The organism is Paraliobacillus zengyii (assembly GCF_003268595.1).
GTDB classification, from domain to species: domain Bacteria; phylum Bacillota; class Bacilli; order Bacillales; family Amphibacillaceae; genus Paraliobacillus_A; species Paraliobacillus_A zengyii.
Genome location: NZ_CP029797.1, coordinates 1,958,922 through 1,978,229 on the forward strand (window position 1 = coordinate 1,958,922; position 19,308 = coordinate 1,978,229).

The 19,308-nt window shown below is 34.0% G+C and carries 20 protein-coding genes, 1 tRNA gene and 2 pseudogenes; 12 read left to right on the forward strand and 11 right to left on the reverse strand.

The annotated features are described in order from the left end of the window. Nucleotides 1–21: 21 nt before the first annotated feature. Complete coding sequence (locus tag DM447_RS09880) at nucleotides 22–564, reverse strand: site-specific integrase (protein ID WP_112182714.1); 543 nt, start codon at nucleotides 562–564, stop codon at nucleotides 22–24. Between the two features lie 611 nt (nucleotides 565–1,175). On the opposite strand from DM447_RS09880, the pseudogene DM447_RS09885 reads away from it, so the two are divergent. Continuing rightward, nucleotides 1,176–1,642: pseudogene (locus DM447_RS09885) on the forward strand (GNAT family N-acetyltransferase). A 160-nt stretch (nucleotides 1,643–1,802) separates the two neighbouring features. After that, nucleotides 1,803–2,612: a YitT family protein gene (locus DM447_RS09890; RefSeq protein ID WP_112181070.1), complete on the forward strand. Its 810-nt coding sequence runs from the start codon at nucleotides 1,803–1,805 to the stop codon at nucleotides 2,610–2,612. Nucleotides 2,613–2,661: 49 nt separating this feature from the next. Here the strand turns inward: DM447_RS09890 and DM447_RS09895 are convergent, their stop codons facing one another. Then, entirely contained in the window at nucleotides 2,662–3,552 is an 891-nt protein-coding gene (locus DM447_RS09895) for a vanadium-dependent haloperoxidase (RefSeq protein ID WP_112181071.1), read from the reverse strand. Between the two features lie 146 nt (nucleotides 3,553–3,698). Then, the gene (locus DM447_RS09900; RefSeq protein ID WP_112181072.1) at nucleotides 3,699–4,259 is read right to left on the reverse strand and encodes a hypothetical protein; all 561 of its coding nucleotides are present in this window, start codon (nucleotides 4,257–4,259) and stop codon (nucleotides 3,699–3,701) included. Nucleotides 4,260–4,363: 104 nt separating this feature from the next. On the opposite strand from DM447_RS09900, the gene DM447_RS09905 reads away from it, so the two are divergent. From DM447_RS09905 to DM447_RS09925, 5 genes are all read left to right on the forward strand, one after another. Further along, on the forward strand, nucleotides 4,364–5,272 hold the full coding sequence (locus DM447_RS09905; protein ID WP_112181073.1) for a phosphatidate cytidylyltransferase: 909 nt from the start codon (nucleotides 4,364–4,366) through the stop codon (nucleotides 5,270–5,272). Nucleotides 5,273–5,356: 84 nt separating this feature from the next. After that, entirely contained in the window at nucleotides 5,357–5,698 is a 342-nt protein-coding gene (locus DM447_RS09910) for a hypothetical protein (protein ID WP_112181074.1), read from the forward strand. 228 nt (nucleotides 5,699–5,926) lie between these two features. Continuing rightward, a complete protein-coding gene (locus tag DM447_RS09915; protein ID WP_112181075.1) occupies nucleotides 5,927–6,028 on the forward strand; it encodes a YjcZ family sporulation protein in 102 nt (33 codons plus the stop codon). A gap of 495 nt (nucleotides 6,029–6,523) precedes the next feature. After that, nucleotides 6,524–6,628: a YjcZ family sporulation protein gene (locus DM447_RS09920; RefSeq protein WP_112181076.1), complete on the forward strand. Its 105-nt coding sequence runs from the start codon at nucleotides 6,524–6,526 to the stop codon at nucleotides 6,626–6,628. 227 nt (nucleotides 6,629–6,855) lie between these two features. Beyond that, nucleotides 6,856–7,245 carry a hypothetical protein gene (locus DM447_RS09925; protein ID WP_198663120.1) on the forward strand — a complete coding sequence of 130 codons (390 nt, stop codon included), beginning with the start codon at nucleotides 6,856–6,858 and terminating at the stop codon, nucleotides 7,243–7,245. Nucleotides 7,246–7,292: 47 nt separating this feature from the next. On the opposite strand, the gene DM447_RS09930 is transcribed toward DM447_RS09925, so the two are convergent. The 7 genes from DM447_RS09930 to DM447_RS09960 form a co-directional block, all read right to left on the reverse strand. Then, the gene (locus tag DM447_RS09930; protein ID WP_112181077.1) at nucleotides 7,293–7,859 is read right to left on the reverse strand and encodes a polysaccharide deacetylase family protein; all 567 of its coding nucleotides are present in this window, start codon (nucleotides 7,857–7,859) and stop codon (nucleotides 7,293–7,295) included. A gap of 82 nt (nucleotides 7,860–7,941) precedes the next feature. Further along, nucleotides 7,942–8,706 (reverse strand): phosphonate ABC transporter ATP-binding protein, encoded by a 765-nt coding sequence (gene phnC, locus DM447_RS09935; RefSeq protein WP_112181078.1) that lies wholly within the window; start codon nucleotides 8,704–8,706, stop codon nucleotides 7,942–7,944. A gap of 49 nt (nucleotides 8,707–8,755) precedes the next feature. Then, on the reverse strand, nucleotides 8,756–9,511 hold the full coding sequence (gene phnE / locus DM447_RS09940) for a phosphonate ABC transporter, permease protein PhnE (RefSeq protein ID WP_112181079.1): 756 nt from the start codon (nucleotides 9,509–9,511) through the stop codon (nucleotides 8,756–8,758). A gap of 11 nt (nucleotides 9,512–9,522) precedes the next feature. Next, nucleotides 9,523–10,416, reverse strand: a complete 894-nt coding sequence (gene phnD / locus DM447_RS09945) for a phosphate/phosphite/phosphonate ABC transporter substrate-binding protein (RefSeq protein WP_112181080.1) — start codon at nucleotides 10,414–10,416, stop codon at nucleotides 9,523–9,525. A gap of 12 nt (nucleotides 10,417–10,428) precedes the next feature. Then, nucleotides 10,429–11,340 carry an NAD-dependent epimerase/dehydratase family protein gene (locus DM447_RS09950; RefSeq protein ID WP_112182716.1) on the reverse strand — a complete coding sequence of 304 codons (912 nt, stop codon included), beginning with the start codon at nucleotides 11,338–11,340 and terminating at the stop codon, nucleotides 10,429–10,431. A gap of 83 nt (nucleotides 11,341–11,423) precedes the next feature. Further along, a complete protein-coding gene (selD, locus tag DM447_RS09955) occupies nucleotides 11,424–12,476 on the reverse strand; it encodes a selenide, water dikinase SelD (protein WP_198663111.1) in 1,053 nt (350 codons plus the stop codon). 38 nt (nucleotides 12,477–12,514) lie between these two features. After that, nucleotides 12,515–13,510 (reverse strand): glycosyltransferase family 4 protein, encoded by a 996-nt coding sequence (locus DM447_RS09960; RefSeq protein WP_198671265.1) that lies wholly within the window; start codon nucleotides 13,508–13,510, stop codon nucleotides 12,515–12,517. A gap of 249 nt (nucleotides 13,511–13,759) precedes the next feature. Here DM447_RS09960 and DM447_RS09965 point away from each other — a divergent pair, with 249 nt between their 5' ends. Further along, complete coding sequence (locus DM447_RS09965; RefSeq protein ID WP_112181082.1) at nucleotides 13,760–14,338, forward strand: cupin domain-containing protein; 579 nt, start codon at nucleotides 13,760–13,762, stop codon at nucleotides 14,336–14,338. A gap of 157 nt (nucleotides 14,339–14,495) precedes the next feature. Here the strand turns inward: DM447_RS09965 and DM447_RS18355 are convergent. Then, nucleotides 14,496–14,592 (reverse strand) — tRNA-Sec (locus tag DM447_RS18355). Between the two features lie 309 nt (nucleotides 14,593–14,901). Between DM447_RS18355 and DM447_RS09970 the strand changes: the two genes are divergently transcribed. From DM447_RS09970 to selA, 4 genes and pseudogenes are all read left to right on the forward strand, one after another. Beyond that, complete coding sequence (locus DM447_RS09970) at nucleotides 14,902–15,378, forward strand: NUDIX hydrolase (protein WP_112181083.1); 477 nt, start codon at nucleotides 14,902–14,904, stop codon at nucleotides 15,376–15,378. Nucleotides 15,379–15,575: 197 nt separating this feature from the next. Continuing rightward, on the forward strand, nucleotides 15,576–17,456 hold the full coding sequence (selB, locus tag DM447_RS09975) for a selenocysteine-specific translation elongation factor (RefSeq protein WP_112182717.1): 1,881 nt from the start codon (nucleotides 15,576–15,578) through the stop codon (nucleotides 17,454–17,456). A gap of 135 nt (nucleotides 17,457–17,591) precedes the next feature. Then, a pseudogene (locus tag DM447_RS18745) lies at nucleotides 17,592–17,777 on the forward strand (Rdx family protein); the annotation flags it as partial. A gap of 105 nt (nucleotides 17,778–17,882) precedes the next feature. Continuing rightward, nucleotides 17,883–19,292, forward strand: a complete 1,410-nt coding sequence (selA, locus tag DM447_RS09985) for an L-seryl-tRNA(Sec) selenium transferase (RefSeq protein ID WP_112181085.1) — start codon at nucleotides 17,883–17,885, stop codon at nucleotides 19,290–19,292. The last annotated feature ends 16 nt before the right edge of the window (nucleotides 19,293–19,308 follow it).

Sequence of the window (19,308 nt, forward strand, 5' to 3'; positions counted from 1 at the left end):
ATGCGTGTCGCTATTTTATTTTTACAAACTAAAATGTTCAAGACTCTTATCAACAATATCTTGATTTATTCCAATATATCTAAGTGTGATATCTGGTGAGGAGTGATTAAAAATATCTTGCAATAGCGCCACATTCTTATTAATCGTGTAATGCCAAAAACCAAACGTTTTACGCATACTATGTGTTCCAAAATCCTCAATTCCCACACTACTAGCTGCTTGACTTAACACTTTATATGCTTGCACTCTTTTTAATGGTAAATCTGTTTTCTTAGAAGGGAATAAATAATCTTCATCACTTAAATCAATCGTGTAATCTAAGATGATATTTCTTAATTCAATATTAATCAAAAATCGTTTATTTTTCCTCGTTTTTGTTTCCTTCATAACAATATGTGATTTCCCACGTACATCTTGAACACGTAATGGAAGGAGGTCACTAATTCGTAATCCCGTGTTAAGTCCCATAACGAATAGAAAATAATTGCGATACGATGTGTTTAATAATGCAGCTTTCATCATGTCAATTTGTTGTTTGTCTCTGATAGGTTGGACAGTTTGCATGCCCTTACTAATTAATGCATGGTAATCAGATTTGACTGACTTGATTCTTCTTGGATCTCTTAGTTTTGTTTTATTCAAATCGTTTATTTTTTTAGTAAGTTCATAATCACCATATTTTTTTAATAGATAGATATATTCGCCTTCTGTTAAATTGACATATGTTGCATATGCTGTTTTGTCGATAGAAATAACCCCCTAATTAATTCCATGCAGAGAAACGCTCTCAGATGAAATTATCTTATCGTTCATGACCAACTGTACGATTAATTGTCTTTAAATGCGATTCTACGTTAAAGGTACAAGTGTTCCTATTTATATGTAAAATAGTATGCAGTCTAGTTTAAAATAAACAATTTACTAATTATGTATGAACGTTATGATTTAATATGTATTATACCATTATTTGATAAAAAGCGATATAATGAATTTAACATTGATATGACTTGTTTTCATTAATTTTCACAATGAAACATAATACATATTATGTTTCATTATATAATTTAACAGTGAAATAATAAGCAAAATTATTATTAATCTACTAAAAAAAGGATGGATATGCTAAAGTTTAATAGTATTTGATAATATTGCTAAATAAATGGAGGTAACCTAAATTGTTGATACGAAATATTAAATCTGAAGACTTTGAAAAAATAACGCCTATTTTACGTGAATGGTGGGGAGGAAGGGATATGTCTATCCCAAGACTCTTTTTTAATCATTTTCAAGATACGAGTTTTGTTATCGAAGCTGACCATAAAATAATAGGGTTTCTAATAGGTTTTAAATCACAATCCAAAAGAAACGAAGCGTACATTCATTTTGTTGGAGTAGAACCTAGTTTTAGAAACAAAAAAATAGCGAACAAACTTTATAATCTATTTATTGAAGAAGTTAAAAAAATGGCGTCAATAAGCTAACGTGCATTACTTCATTTGTAAATAAAAATTCAATTGCATTTCATACAAGGATTGGATTTGATATTGTGCCTGGTGACAAAGAGATAGATGGAATAAGTGTCCATTCCAATTACGATGGAGCCGGTGTAGATAGAGTATTGTTTGTAAAGCAATTAGTATAGACATTTAGATTGAAGTAAATATAGAAAACAGCTAATATTTTGAATTTAACGTGAATGATCTAATGTATTGACAGAACCTATACGCCTTTGCTATTTTTATCCTAGTAAATAAAAAGCATTGCATTTTAAAATTGATATGCGTAGCAGAAGGCTGGTTTTTATGAAACATGGTATCGTTATAATAGGCTCGCTGATTGTTGCATTTGCTTTTAATTTTTTTCTTGTTCCATACGAAATATTAAGCAGTGGGATAAGTGGTGTTGCTATTTTACTTGGATTACTTTCCCCGTTTAATATTGGACTTATTAATTTAATCCTTAATCTACCGTTACTTGTTTTAGGTTACAATAAACTTGGAAAAGTCATTATAATTAATACAATTACTTGTGTTGTTTCGTTATCTATTTTCTTGTACGTTTTACCAGTTATCTCGGTAGCAGATAATATCTTGCTATCGAGCATATTTGGAGGCGTTATTGGCGGCTTAGGTATTGGTATCATTTTAAAGTATTCTGGTACATCTGGTGGGCTAGATATTATTGCCATCATTATATCAAGAACAAGTAATATAAGTGTAGGTATGTTACTAACAGGAATGAATGGGATCATTGTACTTATTTCAGGTGCTGTTTTTGATTGGAATATTGCTTTGTACACTATGTTATCGATATTTATCACTGGAAAAGTAATCGATACCATTCACACGAATCATATCAAATTAACGATGCAAATTGTGACAACTAAAGGTGAGACAATTCGAAAAGATTTGGTTGATTCGATATACCGAGGAATAACAATTATGGACGGCTATGGCGGTTACACACAAGAAAAGAAACAAATTCTAATGATGGTCGTTACACGTTATGAAACGATGCAAATTAAATCAATTGTTCGAAAACATGATTCAAAAGCATTTATTAATATATACGAAACTGTCGAAGTAGATGGGGAATTCGCCAAGAACGAATGATAATGCATTGCACTATAATATAAAATTATAATGCAATGCATTATTTAATTTATCTGAAGAGAAATGGTTTAGGTGCATTGATATTATTTTCTGTAACCCTAGTCGTTTCATTTCCTATTAATAGGGAGTGACAGTCTTTTTCAAAATCATACGGAATGAACTGATGATAATTTTTCGGGAAAATAGCTGCATTTTGATTGTCTCGGTGGGGATTATCAATTAATTCCAAAACATTGTTTTGCGACTCTAAATGTTCCACAATTGTTTTGCCAAGGTATCTTCCAAGAACTAGACCTTGATCATTATCCGATGGAAAATGTACACCTGCATATAATCGACCATGTGCATTATCTTCTGCGATTCTCTTTAATTTCTTTGCTTCCTTAGGAAAGAAATAACTTAATACAACTTCACAGCATCCAGCCAACGTAGCATGACCGGATGGATATGTTGGAAAATTTGGCGTACACAACAATGTTCTTAACGTATAGTCATATTGATTTGGTCTAGCTACATCCCATTTGTACTTTAAATCCCACACTATAATCATTGTATCATTTATTGCACCGTGCACGGAAGCTAATATTCTTGTGGCATGCAATGGCGAGACGTCATATGCATCAATTAACCTATCAATTACAGGTGTCCATTGTTTAGTAGGGACACCTGTACCATAATAAGTACCTATCTTTTTTTGCTCTGGTGTTAGGTTATGCAATGTTTTTCTGACTACATGTAGTTCTTTATCAAAATCAATTACATTAGGTGAAGTTATTGGGAAATGCAACTTTTTTCCTGCTGGATCTAAAAAATCGTCTTTACTATCGCGTTTTAAAAAAACAAGAGGCCAAGAGCCAGCTAGAGGTGTAGCTGAATAACGAGGAGGATTACTCTCTCCAGCGTAAGGTAATGCTGTCCAACGTAAATAATTTTTATCCAAATTCATTCACCACCACATTTTTAATATATTGTATTTTAAAAATGGTTAAGTGCGTAGACTTTTTATATTTCAAAGGGCTAATTACCAAGTTAATAGCGTAAAATCAATGCTTTTCTTCTTTGTTTCATTAATTTTTATACATAATTCTATTTATTAGAAATTTGTTGTTTAATTGGTTCAAATTCAAATAACTTTCCTTCGTAGATATGCTCTAAACGATCATTTTTACGAAAATCATCTGGTGTCACTAATGCTGCAAGTTTATCCCAGAGTTTAATTCCAGAACGATTAAGCACTTCTGCAACAAATTGGGAACAAAAATAAGAATTACTGAATTCAACAGCTTCGTTAACAGATATCCCCATTACACCAAGAAAATTGTATAGAAATTTATCATTATTCCGAATAAAAACATCTAAAATCCGGTTCATCTTTCTTATTTCTCTATCGGTAACGGCCAGCTTATAAATCACACATGTTGTATCTCTATACCTACTATATGTACCAGTGAAAATATCTTCTTTCACAAAACCACCATTTAATGGGTTTGTCGGTTTTTTTCTTCCAAAGCTATACATTTGTTTTAATTCTGGATCAAACGAAAGGGAAGCATGATTATAAGGTGCTTTCGTATATTTTTTTATTAAGTTAGAAAATAATGTCCCTGTATCGGATAGCATAATATAAACATAACGATCTGAAACCATTTTAATTCCTTCTTTTTAAAAATTATTCTTTATTCCTCAATTATATAGTATTCTAGTTAAATACATACAGTTTTTTTAAACTTAATTCCATTAAGGGTGATAAAATGACAGAGGTATTATGGACTTTATCTATTATTTTCATCAGTTTACTTTCGTCGACTATTATATTATCAATTATTAAAAGGAAGGAAAGGAATAAAGACTTTTCTAGTATTTTTATCCGTGTTAAAACATGGTGGGGGATGTTTGCTGTCTTTTGTGTAGCAACATTATTTGGTCCAGTCGTATCGCTATTTGCAATTATGTTTCTGTGTTTCTTTTCATTAAGAGAGTATTTTTCTATGATAAAAACAAGAAAGTCTGATCGTCGCATATTTCTATGGGCTTATTTAACCATTCCTATTCAATTTTATTGGATATACATTGGTTGGTACGGTATGTTTATTGTCTTTATTCCAGTATACGTCTTTCTGTTCTTACCTTTACCACGTATTATTGGTAAAGGTACATTTGGTTTCTTGCGATCAGTTAGTTTGACACAATGGGGATTAATGCTAATGGTATTTGGTTTGAGTCATTTAGCCTATTTTCAATTCATTACACCAGAATACGGATCAAATTTAGTTTTATTCTTAATTGTATTAACACAATTAAATGATGTTGTTCATTTTCTTATTTCTCTCTATATTGGTCGTAAGAAAATTGTTCCATCAGCTAATCCATACATAACATGGGAAGGATTTATTGGAGCATTACTTATTACGACAAGCATATCTTACTTTCTGTATACATTTCTGACACCTTTTGATTTAACCTTTGGCATACTATCGGGGGTGATTGTGGGGATTGCTGGCTTTGTGGGAAGTCTAACGATTTCTGTTCTTAAAAGAGATTTACTAATAGGAGATAAGGAGAAATTAGAAAAAATAATCTACTTAAATCGCGTTGATAGCTTAGCCTATACATCACCCGTTTTTTTTCATATCATTCGATACTTTTTTGACTTTATGTAAGTAAAAAAAGTCTAAATGATACAAGTTAATTTTAAATATAGAACATGTTTTAAGTAATATAAAATAAAATAGAAATAGAAGGAGGTGAGAACGCTGATTAATAAAAAAACGTTAATCGTTCTTCTTCTCTTACTATTTATCATTTTTGTTGGTATTCCATTAGGTGTTAGTCTTTATTACGGTAATATACCATTTTATAATAACAATTCTCTAGAATCATATGATGTTTTAGTCTCAAATGACGAAAATATTAATGAAAGTGAATTAACTTTTATTAAAGATAATACATACACATGGGCAGAAATAAAAGATTATGTTATTCGAAATCAAATGACCTTTCCTCGCGTGTTTCGAAATACAGTAATATTGATTTGCGTTGCTATTGTATCAGTTATGCTGGATAGATTTCTTTTTAGACGGTCCTAATGGTACATGTTCTATATTAGAATTGTAGTAGGCGCTATCATTAATTTCATAACAATTAGATAACTTTATATGAACACATAAAGTTTGTTATATAAAGGTTTAGCGTTATTTCTAACTATAAAAATAGCTATAAAAAAAGTAAACAGACTAATTTTTCATTATAAATACCCTTACACATTTCATTCAAATTGCATATAGTATCTTGAAACGTGAAAAGGAGGGAATACAATGTCTGCAGGATATGGATATGGTGGCGGTTTTGCATTAATCGTTGTACTGTTTATTTTGTTAATAATTATTGGTGCTTCTTACGGCGGTTATGGTGTTTAATTAATATTCTCACAAAAAGACTAACTAAGTCTGTTTTCAGACTTAGTTAGTCTTTTTTACATAGTGTGGAAAATGCGAAAATACTTATCTCAAATTCATTATATTATATTGTAAAATGTATAATATCTGTTTGTAGCAACATTGTTATCCTATGCTCATATGAAGCTTCACAATCTTGCACCGTGTTTAGTAATCATAAAAGTTATTGATGATTCGGCGCTTTATGTTCTTCTTGCATAATATTCCAATTGTTATTATACAAATTTATTCCTCCTAAAGGTTTTATTCATTTTCACCATGTGGTATGCGCCTATAGGCATCATTGCACTAGGAATTTAATAAATATTTTAGAAATTTTAATAGGTAGTGCTGATATACGCGTGCAATAGGAAAAATGGAAAAAATTAGTTTACTATTATGTATTCATTATAAACGCCCTTTCACATTTTTATGCTCTTGCATATAGTAACTTGAAAAGTGAAAAGGAGGGATACAATGTCTGCAGGATATGGATATGGTGGCGGTTTTGCATTAATCGTTGTACTGTTTATTTTATTAATAATTATTGGTGCTTCTTACGCTGGCGGTTACGGTTACTAAAAAAACGTTAGAAAAATAATTACTATTAAGTTAGTAACCAAATAATAATTTGTCCTCTGTTCAGGAAAGTTATTATTTGGTGTTTATTATAATTGAATGTTATGTTCGTTTTGAAAAAGGATTGATAAAATTAGTGGTTTTGCCCAGTCCATTTTATTAGAAGTCCATAGGATATAGGGACAATAGGAAATTGATTCTATCACATGATGTGAAAAAGGAGCGTTTATATGCATGGAATGAGAAGAGATGTACCCATGAATCAAGTACCAATGAACCAAGTGCAACCGGATGAACGATTTGGACCGGTTGGAGCTGTTAGTCCTTTAACAACAGGTCTAATAGGAGCTGGTTTAGGTTATTTAGGCGGCGAGTTATTTGATGGACCTGAACCAGGACCTGGGTATGGTGGATATGGACCTGGATACGGCGGATATAACCCTGGATATGGTATAAACAATCCTGGTTATGGTAATAATTATTATGGTCCTGGAGCTGGATATACACCCGGTTATAACCCTGGGTATGGTGGCGGAATTGGCTATGGTTCCCCAGGATACAATCCAGGCTACGGACCATTGAATTATGGGAAACCTGGAAGAAAACCCGGATTTTTTTAATTTTAAAAAGTAAAGCTGATTTCCTCTTGAAAGGGGAAATCAGCTTTTTATTTTAATAAACGAAAAGAATATCCTTTTTCTTTTAATTTTGAAATAATGATCGGCAAAACTTCAACAGTTTGTTGTAATTCATGTAATAGGATGATTGCACCATCTTCTACATAATCAATTACATTCGAAACAATTTGGTTTGGATCACATTTTAATTCCCAATCAATTGAAGCAACTCGCCACATTACTGTTTGTAAACCTAATTCTTCAGCGATACGAATAGTATCCGAGTTAAATTGGCCAAAAGGAGGACGGAAAAAATCTACCTTTTTTCCTGTTATACGTTCTAAATCAGTAGTACTCGTTTTTATTTGTTTATATTGCTGTTCATACGTCAAGTTACATAAATTAGAGTGGTTAATAGTATGCGATCCAATACTATGCCCATCATCAATTACACGTTGCCATGGCCTTTTTGGATATAAAAGTCGAGTTTGCCAAAAAAACATTGCAGGGACTTCTTCTTTTTTTAATATGTCGAGTATTTTTGAAAGCACTCGACTCGGACCATCATCAAATGATAAAACAACTGTTTTATTACTAAGCGTAGATACTTTGGTCATTACTTTTGGATGCTTAGAGTCGTACACGACCCTTGATTGATCAACTATTCATGGGCTTTTTATCAACGGTAATCAAACTCCTTTACTTCGTTAAGGCTAACTTGTTTGTTTCTGAATGATAAGTATGGTAATAAGCTTCTTCATTAAATAATTCAGGAGCATCATCAAACACTATTTTTCCATCCTTTAATGCAATGATACGCGTTGCATATTGTCTAGCTAAATCAACATCATGTACATTAATAATAGTGAGTAATCCTAAGCGTTCATGCATTTCTTGCATCAGATTAAATATATGGCTAGATGTACCAGGATCAAGGCTTGAAACAGGTTCGTCCCCAAGAAAGATAGCTGGTTCTTGTAATAAAGCACGTGCAATACCTACACGTTGTTTTTGACCACCACTTAACTGTTCAATGCGGCGATGAGTTTGATCCGCAAGCCCGACGTCAGCAATTATTTTTTTTGCCCGATTTACTTCTTCGGTTGTAAACCACCCAATTAAATTCTTAAAGGTAGAACGATAACCAAATAAACCAGTTAAAACATTCTGAATAACAGAGAGGCGGGGAACCAAATTAAAATGTTGAAAAATCATTCCCATTTCTCTGCGAACCGTTCTTAATTGTTCTTCATTCAATTTTGAAATTTGTTGATTATTCCAGTGTACTTCACCAGTTGTGGGTTTTTGTAAACCATTGATACAACGAATAAATGTTGATTTCCCAGAACCACTTTGGCCCAAGATACATACGAAATCACCTTTTTCAAAAGATAAATTAATATCCGATATAGCATCTTCTTTTCCACCAGAATATCGAACAGAAAGATTTTTTAACTCTAACAATTTAATCGTGCTCCTTTGTACGTATGCTTTAGGCTAAAGAAGTTATACATTAAATGACTTTATTTCTTACATAGCTACCAAATAAGTCTACGATAACCACTATAACCATGATAATTAGTACATCGAGTGAGACTGCAGAATATTGGAACGTTTTAAAGTCATTAAATAGTCTTTGTCCAATACCGCCTCCACCAATAAAACCCAAGATAAGCGAAGTACGGATCGCAACTTCAAAGCGATAAAAATAATGTGATAATAGATTTGGCCAAATTTGTGGCATGGTACTAAAAATGTAGGCAAACCCTTTTTTAGCACCAACAGCCTTTATTGCTTCTTGTGGTCCAGGATCTGACGATTCAATGAGTTCTGAGATCAATTTACCTAATACACCGACATTATGAAACATGATTGCCATAACAGCAGGGAAGGGGCCTAGGCCTAGCGCAGTTAATAATATTAACCCAAAAACAATTTCTGGTATTGAACGAATAAAACTAAGTGCAAATCTTGAAAAGTGATAGAGAGACTTAGATGGTGACGTATTCGATGCAGCAAAGAAACTTATAGGCAATGCAATTAAAAGACCGAGAAAACTACCTAGAAAAGCCATTGCTAAAGTTTCCATACTATCCTGTAACATAAGCGGTAGCTTAGAAAAATCCATCGGGAACCACTGCGACAAGAAATCAATCATATTTCGGAAGTCTCTAAATTTTGTTAAATCAAACTCAGTTAACCTCATGCTAATGTATAGGAACACGATTAACAGGATCACTGTATAGATGTTTTTTTTCTTGAACCACACGTTAATCAACTCTATTCTTCAATAATACCTTGCTTAATTGCTGCTTGTTTTATACTTTCATAATCTTCATCGGTAGCTTCTGTAAATCCACTAGCACCAAAAGCGTTTAAAATATCTTCATCTTCAATAGCAAAGAAGGCTTCTTGTAAAGTTTCAATGGTTTCTTGATCTGTATTTTCATGAACAGCCCATGGATATTGGAACAATTCTTCTGATTCCCAAATTATTTTTATTTGTTCCTCATCAATTTTTCCAGCTTCAACAAGTTGATTATAAATTGCACTATCTATTGCTCCAGCATCCACTTGTTGGTTTTGAACAGATAGAGCTGTTGCATCATGTGAACCTGTATAACGAACGGAATTAAACGCATGATCATCCTCAGACATATAAGCTCCACGATCTTGTAATTCAATACTAGGTATTAAAGAACCAGAAGTGGAGTTAGGATCTCCAAATGCAAAATCAACTTCGGCAGAATCCTCTAGCAGTTCATCAAGTGAATCCCATTTATTATCGGTATGCGTAATGATATATGAATGATAAAATGGCTCGCCATCAATTAACTGCGTGATAATAGCTTGGGCTCCACTTTTTGCATTAGCAACAACGTAGGTCAATGGGCCGAAATATGCCATATCAATTTTGTCATAATTCATTGCTTCAACTACACCGTTATAATCAGGGTAAACTTCAACTTCAACATCTATTTCTAATGCATCTGTCAATGTATCTTGTAACTTAGTCATTGCCGTATCCATTTCACCTTCTGTTTGTGCTGGAATGACACCAATTGTGAAAGTATCTTGCTCATCTAAATTTTGACTTTCTTCATTTTCTTCTCCACATGCAGCAAGTAAAAGAATAAGTAAAAAAATGCTTAACGTTAGTAAGACTCTCTTCATTTAAATACACCTCTAATTTATATTTTTTAATTCAGCTACCATCAGACGTAATCCTCGTTCTAAAGAATAAGAACTTTCCCAATTTAACTTCTCACGTGCCAACTCATTTGATAAAAAACTGTGTGAAATATCTCCAATACGAGAAGGGAGGTAGGTTGCTTTTTGGTTTTTCTCTAATATTATGTTCAACTTGTCCACTAATTCATTAAGGGTTGTTGGATTATTCGTACTAATATTTACGGTTTGTCTATCACCTTGCGTAATTGCAGCAACATTAGCACGTGCAACATCTTTTACAAAGATAAAATCTCGAGACTGTTCACCATCACCAAAAATAGTAGGGGAGTTGTCCGATGTTAATTTGTCTATAAATCTTGAAATAACATTTCCATCTTCTATTCTTAAGGAACCAGGACCATAAACATTTGCATACCTTAAGATCGTATAATTTAATCCATGTAGTGCTGCAAATGTTTCAATATACGATTCAGCAGTAAGTTTCGATACACCATAGAATGAATTAGGACTCTTGGGGTGATTTTCATCAATTGCCAAGTATGTAGGTTCTCCATAAATAGCTGCTGATGATGCATAAATTATCTTCTTTACTTGCTGTTTTTTACAGTTTTCTAAAATATTTAATGTTCCCAAGATATTGGTAGAAGCGTCTAACATCGGATCTTTCACAGATTTAGATACATCAACCTGTGCAGCAAGATGAATAACAATATCAGGTTTTTCTTGCTCAAATATAGCTGTAACATCTTTCGTAATATCTGCACAGTAGTAGTGCACTTGATTATCTAAATCAGTCTGATCAAACGGTTCTAGATCAATAACTGATACGTGGTAATCTCCTTGTAAAAGTTCATTAATAACATGTCTGCCAATAAAACCGGCACCGCCTGTAACCAAAATTCTCATTTGGATAATCCTTTCATATAAAGAAGGACTCAACAGAAGTAGAGTCCTTCTTTCATTTCAATTTAGTAAGTGAGATTAATATTTTAAATAACCGTTATTTTACCAGGTTTCTCACTTGTTACTTCACCAATTATTGCTGAAAACACATTATTATCTTTTAGTTTTTGTTGTAATAAGTCTGCTTCAGATTCCGGAATTGAAATCAATAATCCACCTGATGTAACAGCATCACAAAGGATATATTGATCAACTTTACTAATATGGTCTCCGTATTCAATGCAATCAGAAAGCCATTTATGGTTCTTCTTCGTACCACCAGGAATAATATCTTGTTCAGCTAGTTCACGCGTTTTGGATATAACGGGGACATCTTTATGGTTTACCGTAATTCCAACATTACTACCTTCAGCAATTTCACGTGTATGACCAAGTAGGCCAAAACCAGTTACATCGGTACATGCGTTAATAGTATAGCCGTCCATTGCTTCAGAAGCGTATTTGTTTAATGTCGCCATTACATCCATGACTTCTTCAATTGTGTCATCATCTAACAAACCATTTTTAAGCGCAGTTGTTAAAATACCAACTCCTATTGGTTTTGTTAAAATAATACGATCACCAGGTTGGGCACCAACGTTAGCGCGTATATGATCAGGGTGAACGGTACCTGTTACAGATAAACCAAATTTAGGCTCATCATCATCAATAGAATGTCCACCAACTAATACTGCACCAGATTCAACTACCTTATCAGAAGCACCAGCTAATATATCTGCTAAAATGCTTTTATCTAATGTATTTATTGGAAAACCAACAATGTTCATGACTGTCAACGGTTTACCACCCATAGCATACACATCACTTAGAGCATTTGCTGCACCAATTTGTCCAAACATATAAGCATCATCGACAATTGGAGTAAAGAAATCTAATGTTTGTACAAGCGCAGTATCATCATTTATCTTATAAACACCAGCATCATCAGATGTATCTAATCCAACGAGTAAATTGGGATCAACTGCAGTTTTTGGTAAGTGTCGCAGAACCTGCGACAGGTCTTCAGGACCAATTTTGCATCCTCAGCCACCTTTTGTAGATAAAGATGTTAATTTAATAATCTCTTCTTTCTTTGACATGGTATCACTCCTTTAAACAAATAATCTCTGTTAACAAATCATCTTAATCGGGTTTCATATATAGCTAATAAGCTTTTTATCTCATCATTACCTGAATGATGAGAAGAAATATAATTCATAGCTTGATGCCCGATAGCTTGCCTTAAAGTTACATTATTCATTATTTTCTCTGCATAATCAAGAAATTGGTTTTGCGAGTCATATATAAATCCAGTTTCCTCGTTCATTATAATACTCGCATTACCCTCATTATTTGCTACTAAAACAGGTAAACCATATCCCATTGCTTCTAAAATGGCTGAAGACTGTCCTTCGGAAATAGACGTATTTAAAATGCAATCCGCTTCCTCGTATATGGTCCCCATTTGATCATGCGGAACTTGTCCAAGATAACTTACCCATTCTTTATTCTCTTCGACCAAACGTTTCACTTTATTACCTTCTGATTCTTCAAGTATAGGTCCTACTAACCAAAGCCGAATTTGATTATCTTTTTCGCGTAGTAACTGAAGCATCTTAATTGCTGCTGGTACATCTTTTATCTTTCTAATACCGGCTGGTAAAACAAACAAAAATGAGCCATCTGGTTTTTTGTGCGGAAAACTTGTACTAATAAACTCACTTGTTCCTTGAGGAATCATAAACAATTTGTCTTTTACATCTGGAATTTCTTTCTCAATTGTTTTTTTACCTTCCTCATTAAATACATGAATCGCTTTTGCTTCACGAAGGCAAGTTATTACATCTTGGCGCGTGTCTTCATCATATAAATTATGATTTAGATCCGTACCAGTTATCGTAATCATGTATGCTTTTGGTTTAGTATCCAATTGTTGCATAAAAGTGTAGAAACGATAGGCATGAAAACCATGAACAATATCCGCTTCAGGTAAACTATACTTTTGAGGCTTTTCTGTTGTTGAAATAATCTCCGTAGTTATACCGTTTTTTTCTAATCCATCCGCAATCCGTTGCACCGTTATCGTATTTCCACGTGGCTGATGAAAATTAGGTGTTGCTAATAAAACTTTCATATTATTCATCCTTTAGTCGACTTGTTTAGTTTAAATATACTGTTTAAAGGTGATGGCACGGATTTGAAATGCCTCTACATTACTATGTAACAATATATTCCTTAGTATTGCTTATTCCATTATATAAATGCTTAAACTTAATTACAATTAATTCATTCTATATACAAAAGTAAATTTACGCAAAATCAACAAGTACATTCGCTCCATTCTTGCATAGGATAATGTGATAAACAGAAGGGATTGAAAAGAATGTACTATGTTCCTTATATGTATCCTGGTCAACATCCTCATTATAGGCATGCTCCAATGTATAATTATGGCGGACAGTTTGTTCAGTTAGATTTTTCTAATCAGTCAAATCATTGGGGTGGAATTGATAATCTACGATACTCAAACATTGAGGCAAATAGGCTGTTAAAAGATTATGGACCTGAACCCTTTGTCATTAATATCAATGAAGCAACTAAGAAAAACAATACATTTCGCACTGCTTTATGGACAGGAAGCCATCTTCAGGTGACGTTGATGAATCTGGAAGTTGGTGAAGATATTGGTTTAGAAATGCACGCAGATGTTGATCAATTCTTACGTATTGAACAAGGCCAAGGAAATGTTCGAATGGGCAACACGAAAAACAATGTAACTTTTGAAGCAACTGTTTATGATGATTCTGCCATCGTTATACCTGCAGGGACGTGGCACAATCTCATTAATACAGGTACTATTCCACTAAAACTGTATTCTATATATGCCCCACCAAATCACCCATTTGGCACTGTTCATCCAACCAAAAGAGATGCAATGACTGCAGAAGAAGGAAACAGTTAAAAGGAGAGAAATGATAGGATAGTAGGAAAAGACCAAACCGCATAACGATTTGGTCTTTTCCTATTTATAAGCTAACGGTTTTAACTGATTGACGTATTATAAAGATCTATTAGTTAAGGGGAATATTATAATAAATCACTTGATAATTATGTTAGTTTGGCGGAATTGTGTGGGAATCGAACCCACCGAGCCTGACACGCAGGCCCCTCAGGGTTTTGAAGACCCAGGAGGACACCAGTCACCCATCCAACCCCATAATATACTTAATATTACTGTTCTCTACTGAAGCCAATAATAAGCCTCACTTGAACTGACTAATTTACATTATACTTATTTTCATACAAATGGACAAGAAATTAAAACTTTAAATGGGAAAGGTATATTTCGCTTGATCAAAGTAAAAGAACGGTCCTCAGTTAAATTGAATTTTATGGTAAAATAAAATTATAGTTAGAAGAAATTCCATAAGTGTATAAGGTACATTTAAATTAAGTATTTATTTGGTATCAAAAGAAAAGAAAGTGCAATGTCAATGCGTATGATAAAACTTGGAGGTGAAAACTATGGATGCAACATTTTTTCTAAAAAATGCCGTTTTTAATTATAGAGTTGCTGGAGTTATGATTGAAGATGATCACGTACTTATACATAAACAAGTAAAGGAAAAGCATTGGGCTTTGCCAGGTGGAAGAGTAAAAGTTTTAGAGGACTCGCAGACAAGTATCAAAAGAGAGATTAAAGAGGAATTGGGATTTGATGTATCGGTGGATAATCTGCTTTGGATTACGGAGAATTTCTTTGCGTACAATAATCAAAACTATCATGAAATAGGATTATATTATCGTATTTCTTCAGCAGCTTTCTCATCCAGTTTTACAAAAGAGGAATTTTATGGTGAAGAAGGGGAAAGATTAATTTATAAATGGACACCTATTAGTGAAATTGATGGTATTAATCTATATCCTGAATTTTTAAAAGATGGACTTAAGGAGATACCTTCTACACCGAAACATCTTATTCTTAAACATTATAAAATGTAGAATTTCTGATTAAAATGAAAGATGATATAGAATCTAAGGATTTGGAGATTGACTTGAAAGGAAATGTAGTTGAGATAAATGATAAGTTTCCTTTTGAAGTAGGTGGTTCATTAAAGATTTTAATGTATTATGCTTGATTCACCTGTAAACTATGATTAAAGTAGGGTTATATAGATCATATGAAAGCAGGTTTAAAAATGGAAGAGTCATATTATACAATTGGCATGGCTGGACATATTGACCATGGCAAAACAACCCTAACAAAAGCATTAACAAACGTCGATACAGATCGATTAAAAGAAGAAAAAGAACGTGGCATCTCCATTACTTTAGGATATGCCCCGATACATACACAAGACGGCACTCACGTTTCAATCGTTGATGTACCAGGGCATGAACGGTTTATCCGTCAAATGATTGCAGGAGTGGCTGGTATTGATCTCGTCGTGCTTGTGATTGCAGCAGACGAAGGAGTAATGCCGCAAACAAAGGAACATATAGAAATATTAGAATTTCTAGGTGTAGAACATGCAATTATTGCCGTGACAAAGATCGATCGTGTCGAAGCGGATATGTTAGAGCTTGTAAGCTTAGATATTGCCGAGAATCTCGAAGGAACTACTTTTGAACAGGCAGCTGTATTTTATGTTGATAGTCTCTCAGGTAAGGGCATTGATCAATTAAAAGAAACAATATTTACTCAGGTAAATACAATACAGAATAGAGACCGTTATGGTTCTTTTCGAATGCCAATTGATCAGGTTTTTACTGTTCAGGGACAAGGGACGATAATAAGAGGTACAATCTATGAAGGTATTGTTAAACAAGCAAGCCAATTAACTGTATTACCATCGAGAAAAAAAGTGCGTGCGCGAAATATTCAGGTACATAACAATGATGTAATAGAAGCAAAGGCTGGTCAACGAACAGCGATTAATCTCACTGGATTAGACCGTGAAGAGATCCAACGTGGGGATGTTTTAGTAACTTCTGAGCATTTTATTGTCACAAAGACGATCGATGTCTCGATTCGATTTGTAAAAGCTATTAGGTACACATTAAAACAACGTGCTCCTGTAAAGGTTCATATTGGTACTTCCGAAGTTATCGGTAAGATTGTCTTTTTTGATCGCAATGAGCTAACAGAAGCAACAGAGGAAGTTCTCTGTCAAATTCGATTAGATAATGAAGTAGTTGCTCGCAGGGGTGATCGTTTTATTATAAGAAGGCCAACACCTGTTGAAACGATAGGTGGTGGTTGGGTGATTGATCCAATAGGTGAGAAATATCTTTTTGGTCACGAAACAATCGAGATGTTAGAGAAAAAGAAACAAGGTTCACCAGAGGATTTAATCGTCGATGCCCTTTCTCATGAAGGATTGCTGTCACTTGACCAACTTATTCAAATGACGTCTCTAGATAAAGAAGTAGTCACGAAACTAGTAGAAAGTGATTTATTCATTAGCTTACCTAGTAACAAGTATGCACGAAAAAAAGACATCGAAATAATAAAAGATATGTTGGTAACCGAATTGAACCACTATCATCAGGATTTTACAATGCGTATAGGTATGAATAAAGCAGAATTGATTCAATTGGTACAAGCTAACTTTTCTAAGCAACTTATCGTATTCACACTGGAGCAAGCAATAACAGAGGATTTAATAAAAAAAGAGAGTCAATTTATTGCTTTAAAGAGTTTTTCACCACACCTTCCAAAAAAATGGTCCAAAAGGATGGTAGAAATTATTGAGACAGTTGCTGGAGATGGTCTTTCTGTACAAAAGTGGGAAGACTATTTTATAGACACGCCATTTTCACAAAAGGTCGTAGACGAATTAAAGAACTATTTACTTCAAACAGGACAAGCCTATCCGCTAACAGAGGATTTGCTTGTTGATAAAGAAGCATTTGATCAAGCTGTTCATACGTTACGACAACAAACAGAAAATACTTTTGATTTGAAAGAGGCTAAAGAAATCTGGAACGTTTCGCGTAAATACCTTATTCCACTGCTTGAACTATTAGATCGATTGGAGCATACGAAAAGAGATGAAACAAAGCGATCTTGGCTTTAATAGGGTCGAGCACATTTTTTTAGTTTCCATATGATCAAGGATATAATAAAAGAATAGATAATTTTAAAAAGGAGGAAGTATCAAATGAAGTATAATCTAGTTGTAGAATTTTGTATGCAGTGAAACTACGCACCTAAAGCCGCAAGTTTTGCGGAACAGTTATTTACCCATTATCGCAGTGCAATTACATCATTAGAATTAATCCCAAGCTCTGGTGGAGCATTTGAGATTAGCGTGAATGGGGACAAGATTTATTCGAAACGAGAGACAGGCGAATATCCTGATCTAGCACTTATTATCAAAGAAATAGACAAACACTAACAAAAAGCTACTGCTGATTCACATCGTCAGTAGCTTTAACTATCTAATGAAGACATTTCCACTTATACTAAACTAATAGATTGTGTTCCATGAGGAGGAATGAAGATGAAGCATTTAGTAAGGGAATTGCCACCTGTGCATGCTTTCAAAAAAAGTGATCAATTCACAAATCTTATCGAAACAACAGGTTTAACTGAATCACGGGTTATAACAATCATCCAGCATGTAATAAGTGAATTGCGCGAGCAGCTTCTTACTGGAACTTCACCGATTGAGAACCCTTCACAAGAAACCTTTTTTAACTACATCATTATGCGGACAGAAGAAAGTGTACAAAAGCGACAACAAGATTCCCTAAGACCTGTTATTAATGGCACGGGTACGGTTTTACATACGAATTTAGGACGAGCTCGTTTGAGTAATGATGCGATTGAGCATGTGCGTGCTGTTGCGGGAAGTTACTCAAACTTAGAGTACAACATAGAAGAGGGAAAACGCGGTTCACGACATGCTATATTGGAAGAATTACTGGTGGAAGTCACTGGTGCAGAAGCCGCGATGGTTGTGAATAATAACGCCGCAGCGGTTTATCTGATTTTACGGGCATTAGCTAAAGATAAAGAAGTCATTGTTTCAAGAGGGCAACTTGTTGAGATTGGTGGATCATTTCGAATTTCTTCTATTATGGAAGAAAGCGGAGCTAATCTTGTTGAAGTTGGTACAACAAATAAGACACACTTGTATGATTATGCCAATGCAATCGGAGAGCAAACCGGTATGTTATTAAAAGTACATACAAGTAATTTTAAAATGATTGGTTTTACGGAGTCGGTTCGAACAGAGGAGTTAGTGGAACTAAAGAATCAACAGGATGATTTGATTTTTTATGAAGATTTGGGAAGCGGATCTATTTATGACTTTAGAAATGACGGTATTGGTGACGAGCCAGTGGTGAAAGAAGTCATTCAATCTGGTGTTGATCTTGTTTCTTTTAGCGGTGATAAATTACTTGGAGGACCGCAGGCAGGTATTATTGTTGGGAAAAAGGAGCTGATTAATCGACTGAAGAAGCATCAACTAGCAAGAGTGCTACGTGTTGACAAAATGACTTTCGCAGGATTAGAAAAAACAATTCGTGCTTATTTAACAAGTGAAGAAGCTATACGTAAACTCCCTACAGTAAGAGATATTACAAAACCCTTAGACGAGATTGAACAACAAGCAAATATGTTCATAAAAGCGCTAAAAGAAGTCGCTACAGCTTATACATGTTCTATAAAAGATTCCACCTCACAAATCGGTGGAGGAACCATGCCTGATGTCGAACTTCCAACCTATGTGGTTTCAATTACGCACGCAACAGATACTGCCAATGATTTAGCAGAAAAACTAAGAAGCGGCAAACCCGCAATTATCACGCGGATTCAAGAGGAAGCTGTCTTATTAGATTTCCGGACGATTGCACTAGAAGAAATCGATATGCTTATACAAGTATTTATTGAATTAGAAAGGTGAAAATAGGAGAGGAGAC

What these genes read in the sequence shown, in the direction of transcription:
- DM447_RS09880 (WP_112182714.1), bottom strand. Translation starts at nt 564, where the DNA reads ATGCAAACTGTCCAACCTATCAGAGACAAACAACAAATTGACATGATG.
- DM447_RS09890 (WP_112181070.1), top strand. Translation starts at nt 1,803, where the DNA reads ATGAAACATGGTATCGTTATAATAGGCTCGCTGATTGTTGCATTTGCT.
- DM447_RS09900 (WP_112181072.1), bottom strand. Translation starts at nt 4,259, where the DNA reads ATGGTTTCAGATCGTTATGTTTATATTATGCTATCCGATACAGGGACA.
- DM447_RS09905 (WP_112181073.1), top strand. Translation starts at nt 4,364, where the DNA reads ATGACAGAGGTATTATGGACTTTATCTATTATTTTCATCAGTTTACTT.
- DM447_RS09915 (WP_112181075.1), top strand. Translation starts at nt 5,927, where the DNA reads ATGTCTGCAGGATATGGATATGGTGGCGGTTTTGCATTAATCGTTGTA.
- DM447_RS09920 (WP_112181076.1), top strand. Translation starts at nt 6,524, where the DNA reads ATGTCTGCAGGATATGGATATGGTGGCGGTTTTGCATTAATCGTTGTA.
- DM447_RS09925 (WP_198663120.1), top strand. Translation starts at nt 6,856, where the DNA reads ATGCATGGAATGAGAAGAGATGTACCCATGAATCAAGTACCAATGAAC.
- DM447_RS09930 (WP_112181077.1), bottom strand. Translation starts at nt 7,859, where the DNA reads ATGACCAAAGTATCTACGCTTAGTAATAAAACAGTTGTTTTATCATTT.
- phnD (WP_112181080.1), bottom strand. Translation starts at nt 10,416, where the DNA reads ATGAAGAGAGTCTTACTAACGTTAAGCATTTTTTTACTTATTCTTTTA.
- DM447_RS09950 (WP_112182716.1), bottom strand. Translation starts at nt 11,340, where the DNA reads ATGAGAATTTTGGTTACAGGCGGTGCCGGTTTTATTGGCAGACATGTT.
- DM447_RS09960 (WP_198671265.1), bottom strand. Translation starts at nt 13,510, where the DNA reads ATGAAAGTTTTATTAGCAACACCTAATTTTCATCAGCCACGTGGAAAT.
- DM447_RS09965 (WP_112181082.1), top strand. Translation starts at nt 13,760, where the DNA reads ATGTACTATGTTCCTTATATGTATCCTGGTCAACATCCTCATTATAGG.
- DM447_RS09970 (WP_112181083.1), top strand. Translation starts at nt 14,902, where the DNA reads ATGGATGCAACATTTTTTCTAAAAAATGCCGTTTTTAATTATAGAGTT.
- selB (WP_112182717.1), top strand. Translation starts at nt 15,576, where the DNA reads ATGGAAGAGTCATATTATACAATTGGCATGGCTGGACATATTGACCAT.
- selA (WP_112181085.1), top strand. Translation starts at nt 17,883, where the DNA reads ATGAAGCATTTAGTAAGGGAATTGCCACCTGTGCATGCTTTCAAAAAA.